Below are 20,518 nucleotides of genomic sequence, written 5' to 3'. Positions count from 1 at the left end.
CTCACTAACTATGTCCAAACTAGACAGACGGAATTTTTTAAAGAAGACCTCACTTACCGCAGCTGCCTTAGCCACAGCCACTGCTTTCGATAGCTGTGCCGAACAAGAACAAGAAAGACCTACAGGCTCTCAATACATGGGAGACTTTGCCGCTCCTAAACTCGAAACAGTAAAAATTGCCCTCATTGGCGTTGGTGCTAGAGGTAGTGGCCACGCTAGAGACTTTGCCTCGTTAGAAGGGACTGAAATAGTGGCCATCAGCGACTTATACGAAGACTGGGCTCAACGTTCTGCCGATCGCTGCAAGGAAGTTGGCGAGGGGAGGCATCAGAATATCAAACTCTATTATGGTGATGAAAACAAGTGGAAGCAGATGCTTTCTGAGACGAAACCTGATGCAGTAATTATATCTACCAACTGGGCAAACCATGCACCTATGGCCATTGAAGCAATGAAACAAGGTGCTCATGCATTTGTAGAAGTACCGCTAGCCACCACACTTGATGAAATGTGGGCTATTGTTGACACTTCAGAAGCTACAGGAAAGCACTGCATGATGATGGAGAATGTGAACTATGGTCGGGATGAATTGATGTTCCTCAATATGTGCCGTCAGGGATTGATTGGAGACATTCTTCATGGTGAAGCTTCATACATTCACGAACTACGCTTTCAGATGGAAGAGCAAGAGCGTGGAACAGGTTCATGGAGAACCCATCACTATGCTAATCGAAACGGTAACCTCTACCCTACCCATGGTTTAGGCCCTGTTGCTCAATACATGAACTTGGCCAGAAAAGATGACACATTTGGAACCTTAGTTTCTTATTCGACCCCAGCAATGGGCAGAGCTAAATATGCCAAAGAGAATTATGCTGAAGATCATAAGTGGAACCAACTGGATTATAAAGGCGGAGATTTGAACACCTCCATCATCAAAACCCAATTAGGGAGAACTGTAATGGTGCAGTGGGATGAAACCAGTCCAAGACCTTACTCTCGACTGAACCTTATTCAAGGAACAACAGGTTGCTTGGCTGGCTTCCCAACAAGAGTGGCTTTAGAAGGTGGTGTTGAAGGATTTACCTATAATCACCACTCTTGGGCACAAGGTCAGGAAGCTTTGGCTGCATTGTATGAGAGATACGATCACCCGCTGTACAAAAAGCTGAACGAAAGCACTAAAAACTCAGGCCATGGCGGCATGGACGGCATTATGCGTTATCGCATTGTAGAGTCACTTCGAACAGGAACCCCACTAGACCAAAATCTGTATGAAGGTTGTTTCTGGAGTGCCGTTGGGCCACTTAGTGAAAAATCAGTTGCTGAAGACGGTATACCTCAAGCCTTCCCAGACTTCACCCGTGGTGGCTGGAAAGAGACTAAGGAGTTGGGGATTATCTCATAATGTCATCTGATACATGAAAGAGATAGCACTTGAAGACTATATAATAACCTACTATTCTAATCTTCTCACTTTTGAAGAAAACCTAGCTAACAAACATTATATGACTCAGCAAAAACCTATGGATTCTAGCCATAAGCTGAGAGAAATGTTAATGAGTAAATGGAGGACAACAAATAAAGATGCCTTAAAATTATTGGAAGGTGGTTACGATAATTTTAAGAGGAAAGTGTGTGAAAGAGTAATGTCTGAAAGCCCGAGGGAGGTATATATCAACAAGTGTCCAAAATGTGGGAAACTCGCTCGAACTCCATATGCTAAGCAATGTAGATTTTGTAATTATGACTGGCATTAATTGCTAACAACTACTGACCTATGCTCGAGAGGGCTGGGATCAAATCCCGACAACCTTCGGGACGTGACCATCGACTGGAATAACAACTAAGATTGTCAATGTCACTTCGATGGTTTTGATGTTGGTCGCTTTTTCTTTTGTTACTTTTCTTTTGGAGAATCAAAAGAAAAGTAAGTGAAACGAACCTAAGACAGAGATTGTCAGAATGTTTTCAGCACTTGTATTTCACTACTAATCGATTACCACGTCACAATTAATTGTTTACACATTAATTGTTCCTCGTAATGACGGAACCGATAGATAGATTGGTTCTACTACTCACCCCTAACTCATCTTCGTTTGCAACGATGATGTTGGAGCAGTCGATTTGCAATAGACACTCCTTTGTGCAAGCAACAGGCGGATTGCTTCGTCATGAAACCTTGCTGACGTAGGTTTCACTTCTCGCAATGACGGTGCACCGAAATTTGATGAGACATAATCAGGGTTTGACTCAAAGTCAAGCCTTGAATAAAACTAGCCCAAAGCCCTCATCACTTCATCCCTATAACTCTGCCCGATAGAGACCATGCCCTCACCGATCTTGATCTGATTGCCCTCAATATACTCCACCTTGGTTTTATTGATGATGTATGACTTATGGGTTCGAAGAAATATTTGCTCTGGCAATTCAGTAAGTAATTTCTTCATGGTGGTGGTTACAATCAGCACCTTATCGCTCAAATGGACTTTCACATAATCACCCAAAGCTTCGCAGAAGAGGATGTCTTCAAAAGGGGTTCGGTACATCTTTTTATCGGCCTTGAGCATGATATAATCCTGAACTGGAGAACTACTGCTATTCTGCCCTAACTTGTCTTTTACCTTTTGTATGGCCTTGATAAACCGTTCGAAAGCAATTGGCTTCATTAGGTAATCAATGGCATTCAGTTCAAAACCTTCTACCGCAAACTCAGAATAGGCTGTTGTGAAGATTACTTCCGGCTTATTCTGTAGCGATTTATAGAAATTCACCCCTGAGAGTTTAGGCATATTGATATCCAGAAATAATAAATCCACCCCATGCTTCTGCAGAAAGCTCATTGCTTCCAGAGCATCTTTGCATTCTCCGGCTAACTCCAAATCTGGATGATCAGATACAAAGCCTTTCAGCACCTGACGGCTCAATGGTTCATCATCAACGATTAGACACTTGATCATATCAGCTTCAATTTAACTTCAAAAACATCTTCCGTTTCTATCACTTCAAATTCATGAGCATCAGGATAAATCAACTCCAGTCTTCGCCTCACATTTTCTAAACCTATTCCACCAAACTTACCTTTTTCCATATCGTCAACCTGACCTTTGTTATTAACGATAGTGAACTCAATGCCTCTTTTTACATTCAACATCAAGTGAATAAAAGCGGACTCAGAAACACCTTTCACTCCGTGTTTGAATGCATTTTCAATCAATGGGAAGAAGAGCAATGGCGCCACTTTAGTTTCGTTTAGGTCACCCATTATTTCAAACTTCACTTCGGTAGAATCATCGGCCCGAAGCTTTTGAAGTTCAATGTAATTTTCGATCATTTCAACCTCTTTCCTCAAGTCAACTTTTTCCTCAGAAACCTCATAAAGCATATATCTGAGTAAGTTGGAAAGCTCAAGCACCGTCTCTGCGGTTTGCTCACTTTTCGCGAGAGCCAAAGAATAAATACTGTTGAGACTATTGAACAGGAAATGTGGGTTTACCTGAGCTTTTAAAGAGTTCAGTTCAATAGAAAGCTTTTCCTTTTCGACCTGCTGTAGCCTGTACCACGATTTAGAAAGTGTAAGTAGCGTGGTCAACACTAAATAGATTGAAAAAATGGTGAGTAGCACTTCCCAATCAGTGAAAGACACCATGTAAAACTCTGTGGGCAAAACTGGAAGTAAAAGCTCAAAAGTGAACTCATGAATGCCATAAGTAGCCGCAAGAAGCAGAAGCCCTGCAAGTCCGTATAACAAGTATTTACCCTTTTGAAGAAACTTAGGGATTAGTAGCCTCAGATTGATGTAAACCAAAAACACCAAAGGGATATGAAAGAGGAGCGAGTAGAAAAAATCTATAAACTTGAAGAGATTGGAAATGGCAAAATAATTCCCAATCGCATAAATGGACAACACCCAGAAGACCGGGTGCTGAAACCATTTTGAGTTGATGACCTTTAGAAAAATTCTCATTGAACAAGTCTGTTATAAGATTCTACTTCTTCAAAGACAGTCTCATCATTTGAATATTTAGACAGAAACTTTTGAATCTCTTTCGGCTGTGCTGTGATTACAACGTTGCCATCCACGTACTCATGTCTAAGCCTGATAAGATTGCTTTCGAAGAGCTCATTCAACTTTTCTAAGTCAAATGGAATTAAGCTTAATCGATCTCCTTGTACATCTAACTTCATGAAGGTATGAACAGGAAATAAGTTTTCGCTGAAGGTGTTATCAGTAAATTCTGGTAGTGGATACATATCCATGAAATATTCGCTTCCAATTTCTACGATATGAACCATATATGACTGAATTGTACCATCATCAGACACGGTCATTCTGTAGCTCTCCTCAGTACTCACGTAGGCCGTTCCTTTAAACTTAGCTTCCGCTTTCTTTAAAGCATCACCTAATTTACCCAGTCCGTCACCTAAATCGTTCAAGGCCTTATTTAATTTAGATCCTTCAGAATTAGCCGCAGAATCTAGCTCTTTGACCATTTTCCCTAGTCCATTTTTCATGTCAGAATTCAGCGTTCCAAACAATGAATCATAATGAGCCTTAACCTCCGCTTGGTCTGAGATAATTTCCCCATTTTTCTTGATTGTGATTGGATCATCGGACTTTATGCTCCAACTGTCACCACTAAGCTGGTAAGAGTAAGTTTCTTTATCGCCATCACTATCATCATTCATTTCAAACTTAGATGTGACATTGTTTAACTTAACAGTGGCATCTTCTTTTTCAGAGGTAGGTGTAAATTCTATATACGAATTCGGGTCATTAGCATCTAATTGCCATTTTCCCAGCAGCTCTGGCAAATACACCAAAGTGTCTTCGGTATAAATTGGAAACAGAGAATACACACAAGAGCTCATTAAGAAACATAGCGCCCCAAAGGCTACAAACACTTTTAACTTTTTCATGATTTTGAGTTTTTGATTGTTGTTCGTTTTCATGCTCCAAATGTGTTTGAACTCGTAGGTCTACTCAAATTTTATCGGTGAACAAGGTGATTTTCGGGATGAACATGGCTAAAGCCGGTATTGCGTAGTGGGTATTGAGTATTGCGCTTTTGCTGCAGCTGTTTTTCATGGAGCGCATCTGTACTGAAATTGTACTGCCCCTTTAGGGGACAGGGGTAAAAACTTAAATAGAAAAAAGTACACCAATTCATCCTTCAACCTTAACATTCAAAATTTCAGCGACTGCTTCAGTAAGGTCAGAAACCTTAAAGTCGGCATACTCAGAAACTTCCTTGTCTGTCAAATGAATGCTACCTATACCAAGCTTTTTAGCTGGAATTAAGTCTCTTTCCTTATCTCCTATCATCCAGCTCTGAGCCGGATCGATGTTGTACTTCGCAATGGCTTTCTCGAACATCAAAGAATCTGGTTTGCGCAGCAAACTCTTACTTACCGACTCATGCCCTGGCGCGAAATACAAGTCATCCAATATTCCTCCACAAGCCTGCTGAATTCGCTCATGACACTCCAAAACAAAGTCTTCCGTATAGTTGCCTTTAGCAATTCCGCTTTGGTTGGTAATTACTATAAGCAAATAACCGGCTTCCTTCAGTTGTTTTAAAGGCTCTGCAATTCCTTCCTTCACCTTAAATTCTTCTGGCTTGGTTACTTGATACCCCAATTCTTCATTCAAGACCCCGTCTCTATCAAGAAAAACGCATTTCGTCACACCCATCTTAACATCTTTTACAGAAACACTGTCTAACTCTATGTACAAACAGTCGTTTCTCTTTATATTCAATTTTGAGCTAAAATAAGGAAAGTTAATTTCCATCCCTGAATCGCTCATTATTGGAAATCGTTTAGTTTTGCAGCTTCCTATGAGTGATAGTATCGTAATAATCCCCACTTATAATGAAAAAGAGAACATCGCCCTGATGATTGACAAGGTGATGAGTCTCAAAAAAGACTTCCATGTGCTCATCATTGATGATAATTCTCCTGATGGCACAGCCAAAATTGTAAAAGAGAAGCAAGCTCAATTCCCAGACAGGCTTCATCTAGAAGAAAGAAAAGGCAAACTTGGTTTAGGCACAGCCTACATTCATGGCTTTAGGTGGGCATTGAAGAGAAACTACGAGTACATTTTTGAGATGGACTGCGACTTCTCTCACAACCCGGAAGACTTACTGAGACTTTATAAGGCTTGTACCGAAGTTGGAAACGACATGTCTATCGGGTCGCGATACGTGACTGGGGTAAATGTGGTAAACTGGCCAATGAGCCGAGTAATGCTCAGTTATTTTGCTAGCCATTATGTTCGAATCATCACTGGAATGCCAATTAATGACACCACCGCTGGCTTCAAGTGTTATCATCGTTCTGTACTAGAAACCATTGAACTAGACAAGGTTCGTTTTATGGGTTATGCTTTCCAGATTGAAATGAAGTTCTTGGCATGGAAGTACGGTTTCAACATTACCGAAGTGCCTATCATCTTTACTGACAGAACTCGTGGTCAGTCAAAAATGAGTGGTGGAATCATCAAAGAAGCAGTGCTTGGAGTTGTTCAGATTAAGCTGAATAGCCTCTTTAGAAACTTCCGCAAAGAAATGAATCTAGAGCCTCGGCTAGTCGAAGCGAATGGCCTTGACGGGACTAACTCTTGAAATAATTGCGGTAGGCAATACCAGGGTAAGACCTACAAGCACCAAAGTAAGTAGGTTGAGACCAGCAAACTTTACCCAATCCCAATCAATCGGTACATGATCCATGTAGTAAGTCGAAGCTTCTAAAGGAATTACTTTGTAGGTATACTGAACCCAGCCAAATAGCAGGGCAATTGCATTTCCGACCAAAAGGCCTTTCAAAACCAACCTCACCCCGTTAAAGGTGAAAATTCTACGGATGAGTTTGTTAGTAGCTCCGAATGCTTTGAAAGAACCGATCATTGAAGTGCGTTCCATAATAAGAATGAACAACACCGAAATCATGTTGAAACATGCTACAAAAAGTATCAGTCCGATAAGGATATGGACGTTTTGAGCCAGTAAATTCAACCAATCAAAAATATTGGAAAACTTAACATCCATTCGTTCAGTATAGTGCTCAACGCTTAAGTATTGAACGAGATCATCATCGGCCTCCTCTATTTTATCGAGGTCATTGATAAACACTTCATAGCCTCCCACCTGATTATCTTCCCAAGCATTGAGGCTCCTGATCAACTTGATATCACCAATAACAATCTGAGAGTCGAAGTCTTCCAACCCCGAACTAAAGATTCCTTTAACAGTTAGACTTCTCGTTTTTGGCGGATCCATAATGAAGTAAGACACAATTCTATCTCCCACACCCACCTGCATTTGCCTGGCTTGCTTTTCACTAATAATCACCTCATTGGTGAACCGACCTGTATCAGACAACACGGGGAAAGTACCTTCTACCATATAAGGCTTAAAAGCAGTGGTATCGAAGCTTGGCCCCATGCCTTTAAACAGCAGTCCAAAGACTTCATCGTTCATAGAAATAAGCCCTGGCTTATGGGCAAATTCTTGGATATGCCGAACATGAGGGTCTGCGAGCACCATCTCCTTTCGTTCATCATCTAGCACAATTGGCGCTTCTTCATAAGAATTGGTCAGAGTGAATTTCTTGATCTGAATATGACCTGAAAAGCTGTAAATTTTATCCTTGATACTGTTCTGGAAACCTCCCAGAATCATAAAAGACACCACCATAATAGCGATACCCAAAGCCACACTGGCAATGGCTATTTTATGAATAGTACCAGAAAAGCTGCCTTTTTCGGTACTATTGATTCTTTTGGAAACGAAGTAAGGGAGGTTCAAGATTATGGTTATTTTAGCCCCAATTCTCAAAGATAAACGAAGCAAATGATTCGCCTATTCCTATCTCTTCTCATTTTTTCATGTTTTGCCTGTTCTGAAGCGCAAGAATTGAAGCTTGGTGCCGAAAAAATGGACAAATACCTACCACTTTTAGAGGGCAAAAGAGTGGCATTAGTGGTAAACCAAACCTCAACCATAGGAAAAACGCATTTAGTAGACACCCTTGTGAGCAGAGGCGTAAACGTGGTAAAGGTAATGGCTCCGGAACATGGCTTTAGAGGAGAAGCACCTGACGGAGAAACCATAGACAACACGAAAGACGCTAAAACTGGCTTACCCATTATTTCTATTTATGGCAAAACCAAAAAGCCTTCGGCCGAAATGCTAGCCGATGTAGATATACTCCTTTTCGACATTCAAGATGTTGGCGTGCGCTTCTACACTTTCATCAGCACTATGCATTATGTAATGGAAGCTGCAGCAGAAAACGGCAAAAAAGTTTTGGTTCTCGATCGGCCAAATCCCAACGGTATGTATGTAGATGGTCCCGTCAAAGATGACGACATCAACAGCTTTGTGGCAATGCATCCAATCCCAGTGGTTCACGGCCTAACCGTTGGAGAATTGGCCAATATGATCAACAGAGAAGGCTGGCTAGAAGGTGGAGTTAAGGCCGATTTGACTGTCATCCCCATGAAAGGCTGGGATCATTCTCAGACTTATTCCTTGCCAATTAGTCCATCGCCTAATCTTCCAACAGATAATTCTATTATCCTATACCCTAGCCTAGCCCTGTTTGAAGGCACTGTGGTAAGCGTAGGCCGAGGTACTGACCATCCCTTTGAGGTTATTGGCCATCCAAACTACACGCTAGGGTCTTACTCATTTACTCCACAGCCTAATGCTGGGTCGAAATACCCCCCAATGGAAGGCAAAGAATGCTTCGGGCAGAGTTTTGTGGGTACTGAGGCATCTTATGAATTTACCCTCAAATATTTGCTTCAGTATCACCATGAACTGAAAGATGACACCACCTTCTTCAGAGACTATATCGACTTATTAGCTGGCACCAAAGAGTTCCGGAAGCAAGTAGAGTCTGGCTTAAGCGAAGAGCAAATTAGAGCCACCTGGCAACCGAAGCTTGATGCTTACAAGGCTATGCGTAAGGAGTATTTGTTGTATGAGGATTTCTAAAAAAAACACAATTAATACTCTGAAAAATAAAATAAAAGTGATTAATTTCACTTTGTTGGGCTTGCAATCACACTTTAACAAAAAAATATTCTAGCAACTTAGTTTATACTATCTGAAATTTCCTTCATTCATATCAAACTATACTAATCATCTACAATGACATCACTCAAACCAATTAAACAAATAGTCTTATTATTATTATTATTGGTAAGTACATCAATTTGTAAAAGCCAATCCAACCATTTCCCATCATCCGGATTTGTAGGAGTTGGAACAAGCTCTCCTAATTCACAATTGCATATCTCTGGCAATACCCTAAACTATATGGATAGGTATGTCGGGAGTAATGGCTTTATCGCTGCAGCATTTAGATATAGAACGGCAAGAGGTAGCTTCAACTCCCCAAGTGCCAACTTATCTGGTGATTGGCTCGGAAGCCTGAACTTCACTGGATATGCAGGGTCTTCATTCTCTAACTACACTGCAGCCGCTATTGTAGGCTATGCGGCAGAAGACTTTACTACTTCTTCGCAAGGTACCGGGATCAGTTTTTGGACATCTCCTTTGGGCACAATAGGCAGTGTCACGGAAAGAATGAGAATTTTACCAAATGGAAATATTGGAATAGGAACTACTACCACCGGTTCTCATAAACTTGCTGTAAATGGATCTATTGGTGCAAGAGAGATTAAAGTTGAGATGACAAGCTGGCCTGACTTCGTTTTTGGGAAAACCTATAACTTAATGAGCCTTGAGGAACTAGAAGCATTTATAGAGTTAGAGGGGCATCTACCAAATATCCCAAAGGAAGATGATGTTATAAACAGTGGGATTGAATTAGGTGATATGAACAAAAGACTCCTCCAAAAAATTGAAGAGCTTACCTTACACATGATACAGCAAAACAAAGAGTTAATAAAAGTTAACAAAGAATTAGCTGAACTAAAAACAAAGCTCGCAACCATGAATGAAAATAAAATTAGGACTTCGAGAAACTAGTCTTTCAATTGAAGTCCTTGAGGTTTTAACACTCAATAGTAGTCATTTCTTTTTTCTGTTTCTATTTTTATCACCAGAAAATCTCTGAATGAAAGACCTCCGAATTATATATATGGGCACCCCAGAATTTGCGGTACCAAGCTTGCAAATACTAGTTGAAAATGGCTTCAATGTAGTGGCCGTCATCACTGCACCAGACAAACCGAAGGGCAGAGGACAAAAGCTGGCCACTTCTCCAGTAAAGGACTATGCGGTTTCTCAAGATATTCCGGTGCTTCAACCTACCAATCTAAAATCACCTGAGTTTATTGAAGAACTGAAAAGCTACAATGCTAATTTACAGGTTGTAGTAGCCTTCCGTATGCTGCCAGAAATGGTTTGGAATATGCCCGAAATCGGAACTTTCAACCTACATGCTTCTCTCCTACCTCAGTATAGAGGTGCAGCACCTATCAACTGGGCGATTATTAATGGAGAGAAAGAAACCGGAGTAACCACCTTCTTCCTCAAACATGAAATCGACACGGGAAATATCATTTTCCAAGAAAAAGAGCCTATTGAGGAAGATGATAATGTGGGAGACTTGTATGGCAGATTGATGGAAAGAGGGGCCGGTTTGGTTCTCAAAACAGTTCAAGCCATTCAGGAAGATGACTATCCGCAGGACCCTCAAGACCAAAGCGGAGAAATAAAGCACGCACCAAAGATCTTCAAAGAAACCTGTGAAATCGACTGGAGTAAAACGTCTGAAAAAGTGTACAACTTCATTCGTGGGCTTTCTCCATATCCAGCGGCTTGGACCATGATCAACGGAACACAGTTCAAGATTTACAAAGCAGAAAAGCTCGAGTTAACTTCTGCAGGAGAAAAACCAGGCGATTACGCTACGGACAACAAAAGCTATTTGCATATTCAAACGGGAGGTAGTGCTTTGTCTATCAAAGAGCTGCAGATGCAGGGTAAAAAGCGCATGAATATAGAGGACTTCTTAAGAGGAAATAGCTTATGATCAGGACTATAGTAGTAGCCAAATCGAAAAACAATGCCATTGGAAAAGATAATGACCTACTTTGGCGATTACCAGATGACTTCCGCTTCTTCAAGCAAGTCACTCTGAATCATGCTGTGATCTTAGGTCGAAAAACCTTCGATTCCTTACCTGGACTTCTTCCGAAAAGAACCTTCATCATTGTCACCCGACAAGAAGATTATCAAGCTCCTGAAGGTCACTTTGCTGTCAACAGTCTGGAAGCTGCATTTGAATTAGCCAAAGATGAACTTAAAGTGGAAGAGGTCTTTGTGATTGGTGGAGGGGTAATCTACAAAGACTCACTAGATAAAGGCTTGGTAGACAAAATGTATATTACGGAAGTCAACGCCATTATTGATGAGGCAGATACATTCTTCCCCGAGTTCGATCACAAAAACTGGAAAGAGGAAACTCGTGTTCACCACCCTGCAGACGAAAAGCATCAATTTGCTTTTGACTTTGTGACTTATTTGAGGAAATAAATCTACTCCCTCGCCTTCGGCACTCCCTCTTCAAAGAGGGAGATAGTTCGTGCCATCTGTGTGCTGCATCAAAAGCAAACATGGATTCACTTAAGTCTGGGTACAACCGCGCGTGGGGATCCAACATCAGGCAACTATCGGCACGTGACCAACTCCCGGCCTGTCATTCCTGCGCAGGCAGGGATATCCTAATTGAAACGAAAAACCTCATCATTTAACCTTCTCATTTCCGGATTCATTTCTAGAATGATTCTCTCTTTCCATTCCCGCTTCCACTTCTTGAGTACTTTCTCTCGAGCAATTGCAGGCTCAATATGATTGAAAACCTCGTAGTAAATCAGGTCAACACAATTGTACTTCTTAGAAAACCCCTTCATTAAACCATTTTCATGTTGATAAGCTCTGCTTTCCAAATCGGAAGTGACTCCAATATAGAACATAGTTCTATGAGTATTTGACACGATGTATACATAACCGTTTTTACCCATGATTAAATTTAGCCAAATTAAAGGGGGGATTCCTGCCTTCGCAGGAATGACAATAAACGATATGAATCTTCAAAACAAAACCATCTGGCTCACAGGCGCATCTTCAGGCATTGGCGAAGCACTCGCCAAACAGCTTTCCCTGTTTCCAATTAATCTCATCCTTTCTTCAAGAAGAGAAGATGAACTGGAAAGGGTAAAGTTAGAGTGTGCTAACCAAGACAGAATCAAAGTTCTACCACTAGATTTGATAGAGTCAGGAACCTTCGAGAAGAAGGTTCAGGAAGCCATTTCTGCCTTTGACCAAGTAAACATTCTAATTAACAATGGAGGACGCAGCCAAAGATCTTTAGTCAAAGACACGGTTCTTCAAGTAGATCGAGACCTGATGGAAGTCAACTACTTTGGGTCAGTTGGACTTACAAAGGCACTTCTCCCTCATATGCTGGAAAGAGGTTCCGGTCAATTCGTGGTAGTCACCAGCCTTACTGGGGTTTTCGGCACTCCTTATCGATCTGGTTATGCAGCAAGCAAACATGCTCTGCACGGATTTTACGACAGCATGCGAGCAGAACTGGAGGACAGTGGAATCAAAGTAACCATCGCAGCTCCAGGTTTTGTAAAAACCAATGTCAGCGTGAATGCTTTTATTGGTGATGGCTCAGCATTGGGTAGCATGGACAATGCTCAAGCCAATGGTCTGACGGCTGATGAATGTGCGAAGGCCATTGTTAAGGCAATGGTGAAAGAAAAAAGAGAAGTCTATATCGGTAGAGAATCTTATGGTGCTTTTGTGAAGCGTTTCTTACCAGGCCTATTTGCAAGAATGATTAAGAAAGCGAAGGTGAGGTGAGTTTTCAAACTGAGATCCCCGATCAGGTCGGGGATGACGAAAAGGATGCGGATTTGTCATTCCCAGCTTGACTGGGAATCTCCAAAACCTAATTAAAGCAATCAATTTCTTCCCACAAATCTCTAAGCCTTAGGCTGACAGCTGTAATCAACTCCTCCTTCCATGTCCTGTTTCACCTTTTCATTACTCTCTTTTGAATTGTTGGTACGTAAAAGAGATCCCCGATCAAGTCGGGGATGACGTTACCGATACAAAATCTAAAACCTGTACCCTACTGCCTGTTTATGCAATACAAACTTAGAGAGCCAAGCCTAACGGATTCCTCACTCCCAGCTTGACTGGAATCTCCAAATCTTAATTGAAACCATCAATTTCCACCCAGAAATCCCTGAACTTTGGGTTGAAAGCTGAAATCAATTCTTCCTTCTATCTTTTCAGTACTCTCCCTTGAATTGCTGGTACGTTAAAGAGATCCCCGATCAGGTCAGGGATGACGTCACCGATACAGAATCTAAAACCTGTACCCTACTGCCTTTTCGTGCAACACAAACTTGGAGAGACAACCCTAACGGATCCGTCATTCCCAGCTTGACTGGGAATCTCCAAAGCTTAATTGAAACCATCAATTTTCTCCCACAAATCCCTCAGCTTTGGGTTAAAAGCTGTTATCAATTCTTCCTCCAGCTCCTATTCCATCTTTTCAATATTCTCCTTTGAATTGCTGGTACATTAAAGAGATCCCCGATCAGGTCGGGGATGACGTAAAGGATGCGGATTCGTCATTCCCAGCTTGACTGGGAATCTCTAAAGCTTAATTAAAGCCATCAATTTCCTCCCACAAATCCCTCAAATTTGGGTTAAAAGCTGTAATCAATTCTTCCTTCCATCGCCTATTCCACTTTTTCAGCACCTTCTCTCTAGCAATTGCTGACTCGATATGATCAAACACTTCGTAATAGACTAAAAAGTAGCAACGATAGAGTTTGGTAAACTTTGACCCTTCTCCATTTTTATGTTGATAAACTCTCGATTCTAAATCAGAAGTGACCCCGATGTAAAGAACCGTTCGAGTCTTATTAGACATGATATATACGTATCCACCTTTTGGCATTTGTGTATTTATATTGAAAATACGAAAACTGAATGAGATCCCCGATCAAATCGGGGATGACGTGACCGATACAGAATCTAAATCTTTTACCCTGCTGCCTGTTTATGCAATACAAACTTAGAGAGCCAAGCCTAACGGATCCGTCATTCCCAGCTTGACTGGGAATCTCTAAAGCTTAATTAAAGCCATCAATTTCCTCCCACAAATCCCTCAACTTTGGGTTAAAAGCTGTAATCAATTCTTCCTTCCATCGCCTATTCCATCTTTTCAATACTCCCTCTTGAATTATTGGTACGTTAAGGAGATCCCCGATCAGGTCGGGGATGACGTAAAGGATGCGGATTCGTCATTCCCCGGACAACAGTGAGCTTGACTGGGAATCTCCAAAATCAACCAATATCCTTTTCAGAAAAAAGAGATCGACAGTTCTAGGCAAGAATGTTAACTTCAACCATGCGAAATCTACTGATCACTGTTTTTCTAATTTCCTGTTTCACTGTATACAGCCAGGAGCCTCAAGACACTAAAATCATTGTTCGAACCAAGGCCAAGGATGCTAAATTCATAGGCTCCAGCATGGGTGGTTCAATGATCATTATTAGAGATGCTCAGACCAATGAGATATTGGCCAAGGGACTCACTGAAGGTGGCACGGGAAACACAGACGCCATCATGAAAACTGCTCATGAAAGGTATACTCCAATTGCCTACGGAGCAGCGGCCTTTGAAGCGAATATCAGCCTGCAAAAACCTTTATTCGTGACCGTAGAAGCACTCAGCCCTGTTGCACACAAGGAAGCCAAAGTGGCAGCCCAAACACAGCTTTGGCTTATTCCGGGTAAACATATTGACGGTGAGGGACTGATTCTGGAGATCCCTGGTTTTGTAGTAGATGGCCTTTACCCTCAAACACATCAAGGCTTTTCCATTGAAGAGGACAAGACGGTAGAATTGAAGGCCAACATTGTAATGATGTGTGGCTGTACTATTTCTGATGGTGGTCTATGGGATTCAAACGATATGGATGTTAAAGCATCGGTTTATGTAGATGGTGAATTCTGGAAAAACATCCCCATGCAAAACCCTTCAGAAAACACATTCACAGCCAATCTTACTTTAGAGAAAACTGGAAATCACGAAGTAATTATCACCGCCTACCACAGAATATCAAAGAATACTGGAGTAGATCAGCTATATTTCAGGGTATCCAACTAATAGCATGAAAAGACTTTTACTAACCCTGAGCCTATCACTTTTTACCGTTCTTTCATTGGCCCAAAACAATGGCCCTTATATTATTTATAATGCAAAAGGAAAGAAGGTTAGCTATAAGAAAATGATGAAGCAGTTGGCCAAGCAAGATGTGGTCTTCTTCGGGGAGTTACACAATAACCCTATTTCGCATTGGCTTCAGTACGAAGTTACTGCTGAGTTAGGAACAAAAAGAGATTTAATTCTTGGAGCTGAAATGATGGAAGCTGATAATCAGGATGAACTGAATGATTATCTCAGTGGAAAGATTGACCAAAAAGCTCTGGATACCCTAGCCAGACTTTGGAACAATTACGCAACCGACTACAAACCTTTAGTAGACTATGCGAAAGACAATAATCTAGAATTCATTGCCACTAACATTCCGAGGCGGTATGCCAGCATGGTAAACCGAAAAGGTTTTGAGGCATTGGAAAAGCTAAGCGCAGAAGATAAAAGGTGGATCGCTCCTCAACCCTTTCCTTACGATGCTAATCTACCACGATATACCAATATTCTAGAGATGATGGCTGGCCACGGCACTCCGAAAATGGTGATGGCTCAAGCCTCAAAAGATGCTACTATGGGACATTTCATTGCTTCCAATTTTCAGCCTGGAAAATTATTTATGCATTACAATGGTTCTTATCATTCCGGTTATCACGAAGGCATATTATGGTATTTGAACCAATACAAACCTGGTCTAAACATGCTCACCATTACTACGGTAGAACAGGCCGATATAACCAGCCTAAAAGATGAGTTTTTGGGAGAAGCAGACTTTATTATCTGTGTAGATAATAACATGACAAAGACTTATTAATACTAATTCAAACTATTCCTCATCTTTTGAGTATACCTTTACGATTAGTATTAAAACTTTATGAACGACCGTAAAACCACCAATATTCTGCTACTTTTTATAGTAGTCCCATTGGTTTTCTACATTCTCAAAACACTTTCTTTCATTTTCATTCCTTTGGTCTCATCCATGTTCTTGGCATTGATATTCTTGCCAATGATGAGGTGGTTAAAGAAAAAGAGAGTTCCAAAGTTCATCAACATACTTTTAGTTGTGCTGATTATGGCGGCTTCATTTCGAGTGCTTGGAGCTGTAATCCAATTATCTAGCTTAGAGTTTAACCAAACTGACAACGAATATTTCGATGCAGCAAAAATAAAACTAAGTCAACTTGTAGCGAGCTTAGAAAGGTTTTTCGGGGTAGACTTCTTAAAAGGTGAAGACACCCTAAAAGGCCTGATAAGTAAGGAGGCAGTGATGAAAAACTTTATGCCTACCGTAGATTTTGTAAGCGGAACAATTTCTGGAATACTTACTACAATCTTCTTTGTTTTGCTTCTATTGGCCGAGTCTTTCGATGTTCAGAAAGTATTACGCTCAACCGTAATTAAGCAACAATTCACATCGGTAAAAGCATTTAGAAAGATCGAAAAAGACCTTCTAACCTTCATTAAAGTTAAATTCTTTGTAAGCTTTTTGACAGGTCTTGGAACAGGGCTCATCTGTTTATTCTTTGGTGTGAGCTTTCCAATATTCTGGGGTTTGTTTGCCTTCTTAATCAACTTTGTGCAAATGGTAGGCTCAGTAATTTGCGTTCTGGTAGTCACCATATTTGCTTTTGTTGAAATAGAATCTTCTTCCATGTTGTTTTTCTTTTTCTTAAGCGCCACAGGGGTTCAAGCAGTGATTGGAGGAGTATTAGAGCCTATTTTTATGGGAAAATCGTTCTCAATAAATGTGGTAACCATACTAGTAGCGCTGATGCTTTGGGGCTACATTTGGGGAATCCCAGGGCTCATCATGTCTATTCCAATTACTGTATTCTTGAAAATTTTAATGGAACAGTATAAGAACACAAGAGTTATTGCCCAGCTCATGTCAGGGTCGTAACTTCCACTTAACCCAATTCTGATTGTTTTTTAGGAAAGGAAAAAAGTAGCTATATTGCTATTCCTCCCAAAGATTGTTCCCCATTATTCTTCTCTCCTTAATGGAGCCAACCGACAATCTTAAACTATACTAATAACATGAAAGAATTCCAGAAATTTATCTCCAAGGGCAACGTGGTAGAAATTGCCGTTGGTTTGATTATGGCTACATACTTTGGAGCCATTGCCAAATCGTTAGTTAACGATGTAATTATGCCTCCGATTGGGCTCTTGTTAGGTGGGGTCGATTTTTCTACAATGAAAGTTGTGCTACAAGAAGCTTCTGCCGATGGAGCAACTGCTGAGGTTGCAATCAACTATGGTATTTTCTTCAACACGGTGCTTACTTTTGTCATCGTTGCTTTTGCCGTATTTATGATTGTAAAGTCTTACAATAGAATGAAGGAAAGGTGGGAGAAGAAGGAAGAAGCTGCGCCAGCTGCTCCCCCAAAACCAACTAAAGAAGAAGTACTGCTTACAGAAATTAGAGATCTACTAAAAAAATAACAAATGCCGGTTAAACCGGCTTTTTTCTTTTCATTCAACACCGATTATGTGATACTTTGGAAGTATGAAGAAAGTCGCCCTGCTATTACTATCTCTAGTTGTACTACTGGTAGCTTACGTTTTGATTAAAACGTTCACCTTTAAATCTCAGCAGCTTGAGGTTGCTGTGATTGACAAATTACAGATTGAGGATAATTCAGTAACAAACCTGCAGACAGCCCTTAGACTGAAGACCATCTCATTTGAAGATCCGGCAGAATTCGATTCATCTCAATTCCACCTATTCAACACCTTTCTGAAGGATGAATACCCTTTATCAGACAGTCTATTGAACCATCGAATATTCAATGAGTTTAGCCATTTGTATGAATGGAGAGGAAGCAATACAGAACTGAAGCCAATCGTTCTGATGGGTCATATTGATGTGGTACCTATAGCCTCTCCTGATAAATGGTCGGTTGAACCGTTTGGAGCAGAAATTAAGGATGGCAAGATTTGGGGAAGAGGCACAATTGACGATAAATTCTCTGTTATCGGAATTATGGAAGCTGTTGAAATGCTTCTCAAAGAGGACTTTCAGCCAGAAAGAACTATTTACCTAGCCTTTGGGCACGATGAAGAAGTAGGTGGTGATTTTGGCGCTGTAGCCATGGTAGAGCACCTAAAATCTAAGGGTATTGAAGCAGAGTATGTTTTGGACGAAGGCTACGCCATAACCCAAAAACTGATTCCCGGAATTGACACAGACGTAGCCATGATTGGCATTGCTGAGAAAGGCTCAACTACCATAGAATTTACAGTAGACATGGAGGGTGGCCATTCTTCTCAGCCTTCTCCTGAAACGGCCATAGATGTTTTGGCAAAGGCCATTTCAAGGTTGAAAGAAGAACCCATGGAAGCTACACTTTCTGAAGCTATGCAAGGCTTTATGAATCAGTTAGGACCAGAGATGGGCTTTGTGAATAAAATGGCATTCGCTAATAAGTCGCTCTTTAAGCCGATCATTATTGCTACTTATGAAGGTGCTAGTAATGCTGGCAACGCCTTGATAAGAACCACCACAGCACCCACTATTTTTGAGGCTGGCATTAAAGAGAACGTAATTCCAACTACGGCAAGGGCTTTGGTGAACTTCAGAATTATTCCAGGCCAAACAGCGGAAGATGTTATGGAGCATTGTTTGGCGGTGATGGATGATGAAAGAGTAAAAGCTAAGTTTTACGGATTCAATACTAACCCTTCACCGGTTTCGCCAATGGATAGTTGGGGTTATGAAACCATCAACAGAAGTATAAAACAGGTTTTTGAGGCTACTTTTACTGCTCCTAACTTGGTAATTGCGGCTACAGATTCTAGACACTTCAGTCCTATCAGCAAAAACATTTATCGGTTTGTGCCTTATCACATCAACGAGCAGAACATCAATACCTTCCATGGTATTGATGAGCATATTTTGGTGGAAGATTATAAGAATGCTATTAGATTCTACCGTCAGTTAATTTTAAACAGCAATCAGTAGCGGATACTGCGTGAGGGATAGTAGCGATTACCCCACAGGCTGAGGTACGAAGCCGAGGAGTAAAAGCGAATAGCCCGACCCTTTAGGGGCACGCCCAAAAAAGAAAAAGCCTTTGGCATTTACCAAAGGCTTTTAAAACTCTTAAGAAAAATCGATTAAAACCATGCTCCGCCTAAGTTGCGGAAAGGCCATGGAATTGAGGCTAACATAATGATTAGTCCGATTAGGTAGAAGGTGGCAATAGCGCCAAATTTCTTTGAATCGATGGCTGCTTTTTTGGCTTTACTGTGGCCTATGCTGATGAGGGCAATGGCAACAATCATCATTGAGATATGCTCAACCGCATAAAATCTAAGCACATCGTTTTGCATGAAGCCTTCAGTGAAACTTACTTTTGGACTAATGAAATATAGCACCAAGCCAATTACGAATTGGAGGTGAACCATCCCCATAGCCATGGCAGAAAGCTTTCTGTCTTTTGGGGTCCATACGCCAGATTTCTTTTTTGAAAATGCGTTGGCAATGGCAACAATTAAGAAGATTAATACTAGCCATCTGAGGCCTGAGTGAGCATGAAGTAGTCCTGAATACATAAGCGAATGATTGTTAGCACAAATAAACTATAGAATTACTTGAGATACCTAATTGTTGGCGTTTTTCTTCCACTCTGGGTTCTTCAAGGCTTGTAGTTCTTAAAACTTTAATGCTGCATAGCCTTTCAACTGATAGGTAGTCATGGTAGTAAGCATTGATGTGGCCACCTCTACCCCAGGTGCTAGCTTATTATGGTCTATGCTTCTGCCCATAAGTGATTGGGAACAAGCAAAAATCTTTACTCCAGCTTCTTCAAGTTCCTTAAAGATTTTGATATGAGGGTTATCTTCTCCATACTTAGCCTTATAGCTTTCATTGTCTAGAACAGACCAAACTGCCCCTGCATGGATAGCCAAAACCACATGCATATTTTCTTCGGGCACACCACCCATTGCATGCAAATTCAGCAGCCTTCCTACATTCACTAAAGAATACATCGGCTCTTTAGGGTTATTGCTCCCTGTGGCTACATCTATCACTATTTTATATTCCATATTAGAGTCTGGCTTTTCTGTAGCGTGAGGAGCATCCATAATACCAGCAAAGCCTTTCACCACGGGGTTCACCATTTCCTGAGCCTTTATTCCAATAGAGCTGATTAAAAATATGAATAGGATATACTTTTTCATGAGGATCTAATTTATCTCAAGTAACAAATTTTGACGCTTTTATAAAGCCTAGAAATGTTAAAAGGCAGATTTAACAAAAGAAAAACCTAGTATAGCTAGCTGA

General features: G+C 41.0%; 22 protein-coding genes. 13 read left to right on the top strand and 9 right to left on the bottom strand.

Annotated features, from left to right (window positions below; genetic code table 11):
* Window positions 1-10 precede the first annotated feature (10 nt).
* Together AWW68_RS09115 and AWW68_RS09110 are read left to right on the top strand one after the other, a co-directional pair.
* On the top strand, window positions 11-1,408 hold the full coding sequence (locus AWW68_RS09115; RefSeq protein WP_068219739.1) for a Gfo/Idh/MocA family protein: 1,398 nt from the start codon (window positions 11-13) through the stop codon (window positions 1,406-1,408).
* A 13-nt stretch (window positions 1,409-1,421) separates the two neighbouring features.
* Window positions 1,422-1,760, top strand: a complete 339-nt coding sequence (locus AWW68_RS09110) for a hypothetical protein (RefSeq protein ID WP_068219736.1) — start codon at window positions 1,422-1,424, stop codon at window positions 1,758-1,760.
* A 516-nt stretch (window positions 1,761-2,276) separates the two neighbouring features.
* Here AWW68_RS09110 and AWW68_RS09105 read toward each other — a convergent pair.
* From AWW68_RS09105 to AWW68_RS09090, 4 genes are all read right to left on the bottom strand, one after another.
* On the bottom strand, window positions 2,277-2,960 hold the full coding sequence (locus AWW68_RS09105; RefSeq protein ID WP_068219733.1) for a LytR/AlgR family response regulator transcription factor: 684 nt from the start codon (window positions 2,958-2,960) through the stop codon (window positions 2,277-2,279).
* Window positions 2,957-3,967: a sensor histidine kinase gene (locus AWW68_RS09100; RefSeq protein ID WP_068219728.1), complete on the bottom strand. Its 1,011-nt coding sequence runs from the start codon at window positions 3,965-3,967 to the stop codon at window positions 2,957-2,959. The genes AWW68_RS09105 and AWW68_RS09100 overlap by 4 nt, the downstream gene beginning before the upstream one ends.
* Complete coding sequence (locus AWW68_RS09095) at window positions 3,964-4,920, bottom strand: hypothetical protein (RefSeq protein ID WP_157717587.1); 957 nt, start codon at window positions 4,918-4,920, stop codon at window positions 3,964-3,966. Before AWW68_RS09095 ends, AWW68_RS09100 begins: the two co-directional genes overlap by 4 nt.
* Window positions 4,921-5,167: 247 nt before the next feature.
* Window positions 5,168-5,809, bottom strand: coding sequence for a D-glycero-alpha-D-manno-heptose-1,7-bisphosphate 7-phosphatase (locus tag AWW68_RS09090; protein WP_245660226.1), 642 nt, complete (start codon window positions 5,807-5,809; stop codon window positions 5,168-5,170).
* Window positions 5,810-5,840: 31 nt separating this feature from the next.
* On the opposite strand from AWW68_RS09090, the gene AWW68_RS09085 reads away from it, so the two are divergent.
* Window positions 5,841-6,629 (top strand): polyprenol monophosphomannose synthase, encoded by a 789-nt coding sequence (locus AWW68_RS09085; RefSeq protein ID WP_068219722.1) that lies wholly within the window; start codon window positions 5,841-5,843, stop codon window positions 6,627-6,629.
* Here the strand turns inward: AWW68_RS09085 and AWW68_RS09080 are convergent.
* Window positions 6,591-7,811 (bottom strand): ABC transporter permease, encoded by a 1,221-nt coding sequence (locus AWW68_RS09080; protein WP_068220796.1) that lies wholly within the window; start codon window positions 7,809-7,811, stop codon window positions 6,591-6,593. The genes AWW68_RS09085 and AWW68_RS09080 overlap by 39 nt on opposite strands.
* 45 nt (window positions 7,812-7,856) lie before the next feature.
* Between AWW68_RS09080 and AWW68_RS09075 the strand changes: the two genes are divergently transcribed.
* The 4 genes from AWW68_RS09075 to AWW68_RS09060 all read left to right on the top strand — a co-directional run bounded on the left by AWW68_RS09075 (window position 7,857) and on the right by AWW68_RS09060 (window position 11,516).
* Window positions 7,857-9,005, top strand: a complete 1,149-nt coding sequence (locus AWW68_RS09075; RefSeq protein WP_068219719.1) for an exo-beta-N-acetylmuramidase NamZ family protein — start codon at window positions 7,857-7,859, stop codon at window positions 9,003-9,005.
* Window positions 9,006-9,161: 156 nt separating this feature from the next.
* The gene (locus AWW68_RS09070; protein WP_157717586.1) at window positions 9,162-10,004 is read left to right on the top strand and encodes a hypothetical protein; all 843 of its coding nucleotides are present in this window, start codon (window positions 9,162-9,164) and stop codon (window positions 10,002-10,004) included.
* 88 nt (window positions 10,005-10,092) lie between these two features.
* Window positions 10,093-11,013 carry a methionyl-tRNA formyltransferase gene (fmt, locus tag AWW68_RS09065; protein WP_068219714.1) on the top strand — a complete coding sequence of 307 codons (921 nt, stop codon included), beginning with the start codon at window positions 10,093-10,095 and terminating at the stop codon, window positions 11,011-11,013.
* Entirely contained in the window at window positions 11,010-11,516 is a 507-nt protein-coding gene (locus AWW68_RS09060) for a dihydrofolate reductase (RefSeq protein ID WP_221405984.1), read from the top strand. Before fmt ends, AWW68_RS09060 begins: the two co-directional genes overlap by 4 nt.
* A gap of 188 nt (window positions 11,517-11,704) precedes the next feature.
* Here the strand turns inward: AWW68_RS09060 and AWW68_RS09055 are convergent, their stop codons facing one another.
* A complete protein-coding gene (locus AWW68_RS09055; protein ID WP_068219711.1) occupies window positions 11,705-12,004 on the bottom strand; it encodes a GIY-YIG nuclease family protein in 300 nt (99 codons plus the stop codon).
* Between AWW68_RS09055 and AWW68_RS09050 the strand changes: the two genes are divergently transcribed.
* A complete protein-coding gene (locus AWW68_RS09050; RefSeq protein WP_245660225.1) occupies window positions 12,003-12,854 on the top strand; it encodes an SDR family oxidoreductase in 852 nt (283 codons plus the stop codon). The genes AWW68_RS09055 and AWW68_RS09050 overlap by 2 nt on opposite strands.
* Before the next feature lie 811 nt (window positions 12,855-13,665).
* Here the strand turns inward: AWW68_RS09050 and AWW68_RS09045 are convergent.
* The gene (locus tag AWW68_RS09045; protein WP_068219708.1) at window positions 13,666-13,965 is read right to left on the bottom strand and encodes a GIY-YIG nuclease family protein; all 300 of its coding nucleotides are present in this window, start codon (window positions 13,963-13,965) and stop codon (window positions 13,666-13,668) included.
* Between the two features lie 453 nt (window positions 13,966-14,418).
* On the opposite strand from AWW68_RS09045, the gene AWW68_RS09040 reads away from it, so the two are divergent.
* The 5 genes from AWW68_RS09040 (at window position 14,419) to AWW68_RS09020 (ending at window position 19,192) form a co-directional block, all read left to right on the top strand.
* Window positions 14,419-15,180 carry a hypothetical protein gene (locus tag AWW68_RS09040; RefSeq protein ID WP_084375662.1) on the top strand — a complete coding sequence of 254 codons (762 nt, stop codon included), beginning with the start codon at window positions 14,419-14,421 and terminating at the stop codon, window positions 15,178-15,180.
* 4 nt (window positions 15,181-15,184) lie between these two features.
* Complete coding sequence (locus tag AWW68_RS09035) at window positions 15,185-16,039, top strand: ChaN family lipoprotein (RefSeq protein WP_068219701.1); 855 nt, start codon at window positions 15,185-15,187, stop codon at window positions 16,037-16,039.
* Window positions 16,040-16,099: 60 nt separating this feature from the next.
* Complete coding sequence (locus AWW68_RS09030) at window positions 16,100-17,128, top strand: AI-2E family transporter (RefSeq protein WP_068219698.1); 1,029 nt, start codon at window positions 16,100-16,102, stop codon at window positions 17,126-17,128.
* 137 nt (window positions 17,129-17,265) lie between these two features.
* Window positions 17,266-17,673, top strand: a complete 408-nt coding sequence (gene mscL / locus AWW68_RS09025) for a large-conductance mechanosensitive channel protein MscL (RefSeq protein WP_068219696.1) — start codon at window positions 17,266-17,268, stop codon at window positions 17,671-17,673.
* Window positions 17,674-17,737: 64 nt separating this feature from the next.
* Window positions 17,738-19,192 (top strand): M20 family peptidase, encoded by a 1,455-nt coding sequence (locus AWW68_RS09020; protein WP_068219693.1) that lies wholly within the window; start codon window positions 17,738-17,740, stop codon window positions 19,190-19,192.
* 155 nt (window positions 19,193-19,347) lie between these two features.
* Here AWW68_RS09020 and AWW68_RS09015 read toward each other — a convergent pair whose 3' ends face one another.
* Window positions 19,348-19,785, bottom strand: coding sequence for a cytochrome B (locus tag AWW68_RS09015; protein WP_068219690.1), 438 nt, complete (start codon window positions 19,783-19,785; stop codon window positions 19,348-19,350).
* 99 nt (window positions 19,786-19,884) lie between these two features.
* A complete protein-coding gene (locus tag AWW68_RS09010; RefSeq protein ID WP_068219687.1) occupies window positions 19,885-20,415 on the bottom strand; it encodes a DsrE family protein in 531 nt (176 codons plus the stop codon).
* Window positions 20,416-20,518: the final 103 nt, after the last annotated feature.

It is taken from the genome of Roseivirga spongicola (genome assembly GCF_001592965.1).
Taxonomy (GTDB): domain Bacteria; phylum Bacteroidota; class Bacteroidia; order Cytophagales; family Cyclobacteriaceae; genus Roseivirga; species Roseivirga spongicola.
This window is presented reverse-complemented; position numbering and strand designations above follow the sequence as displayed.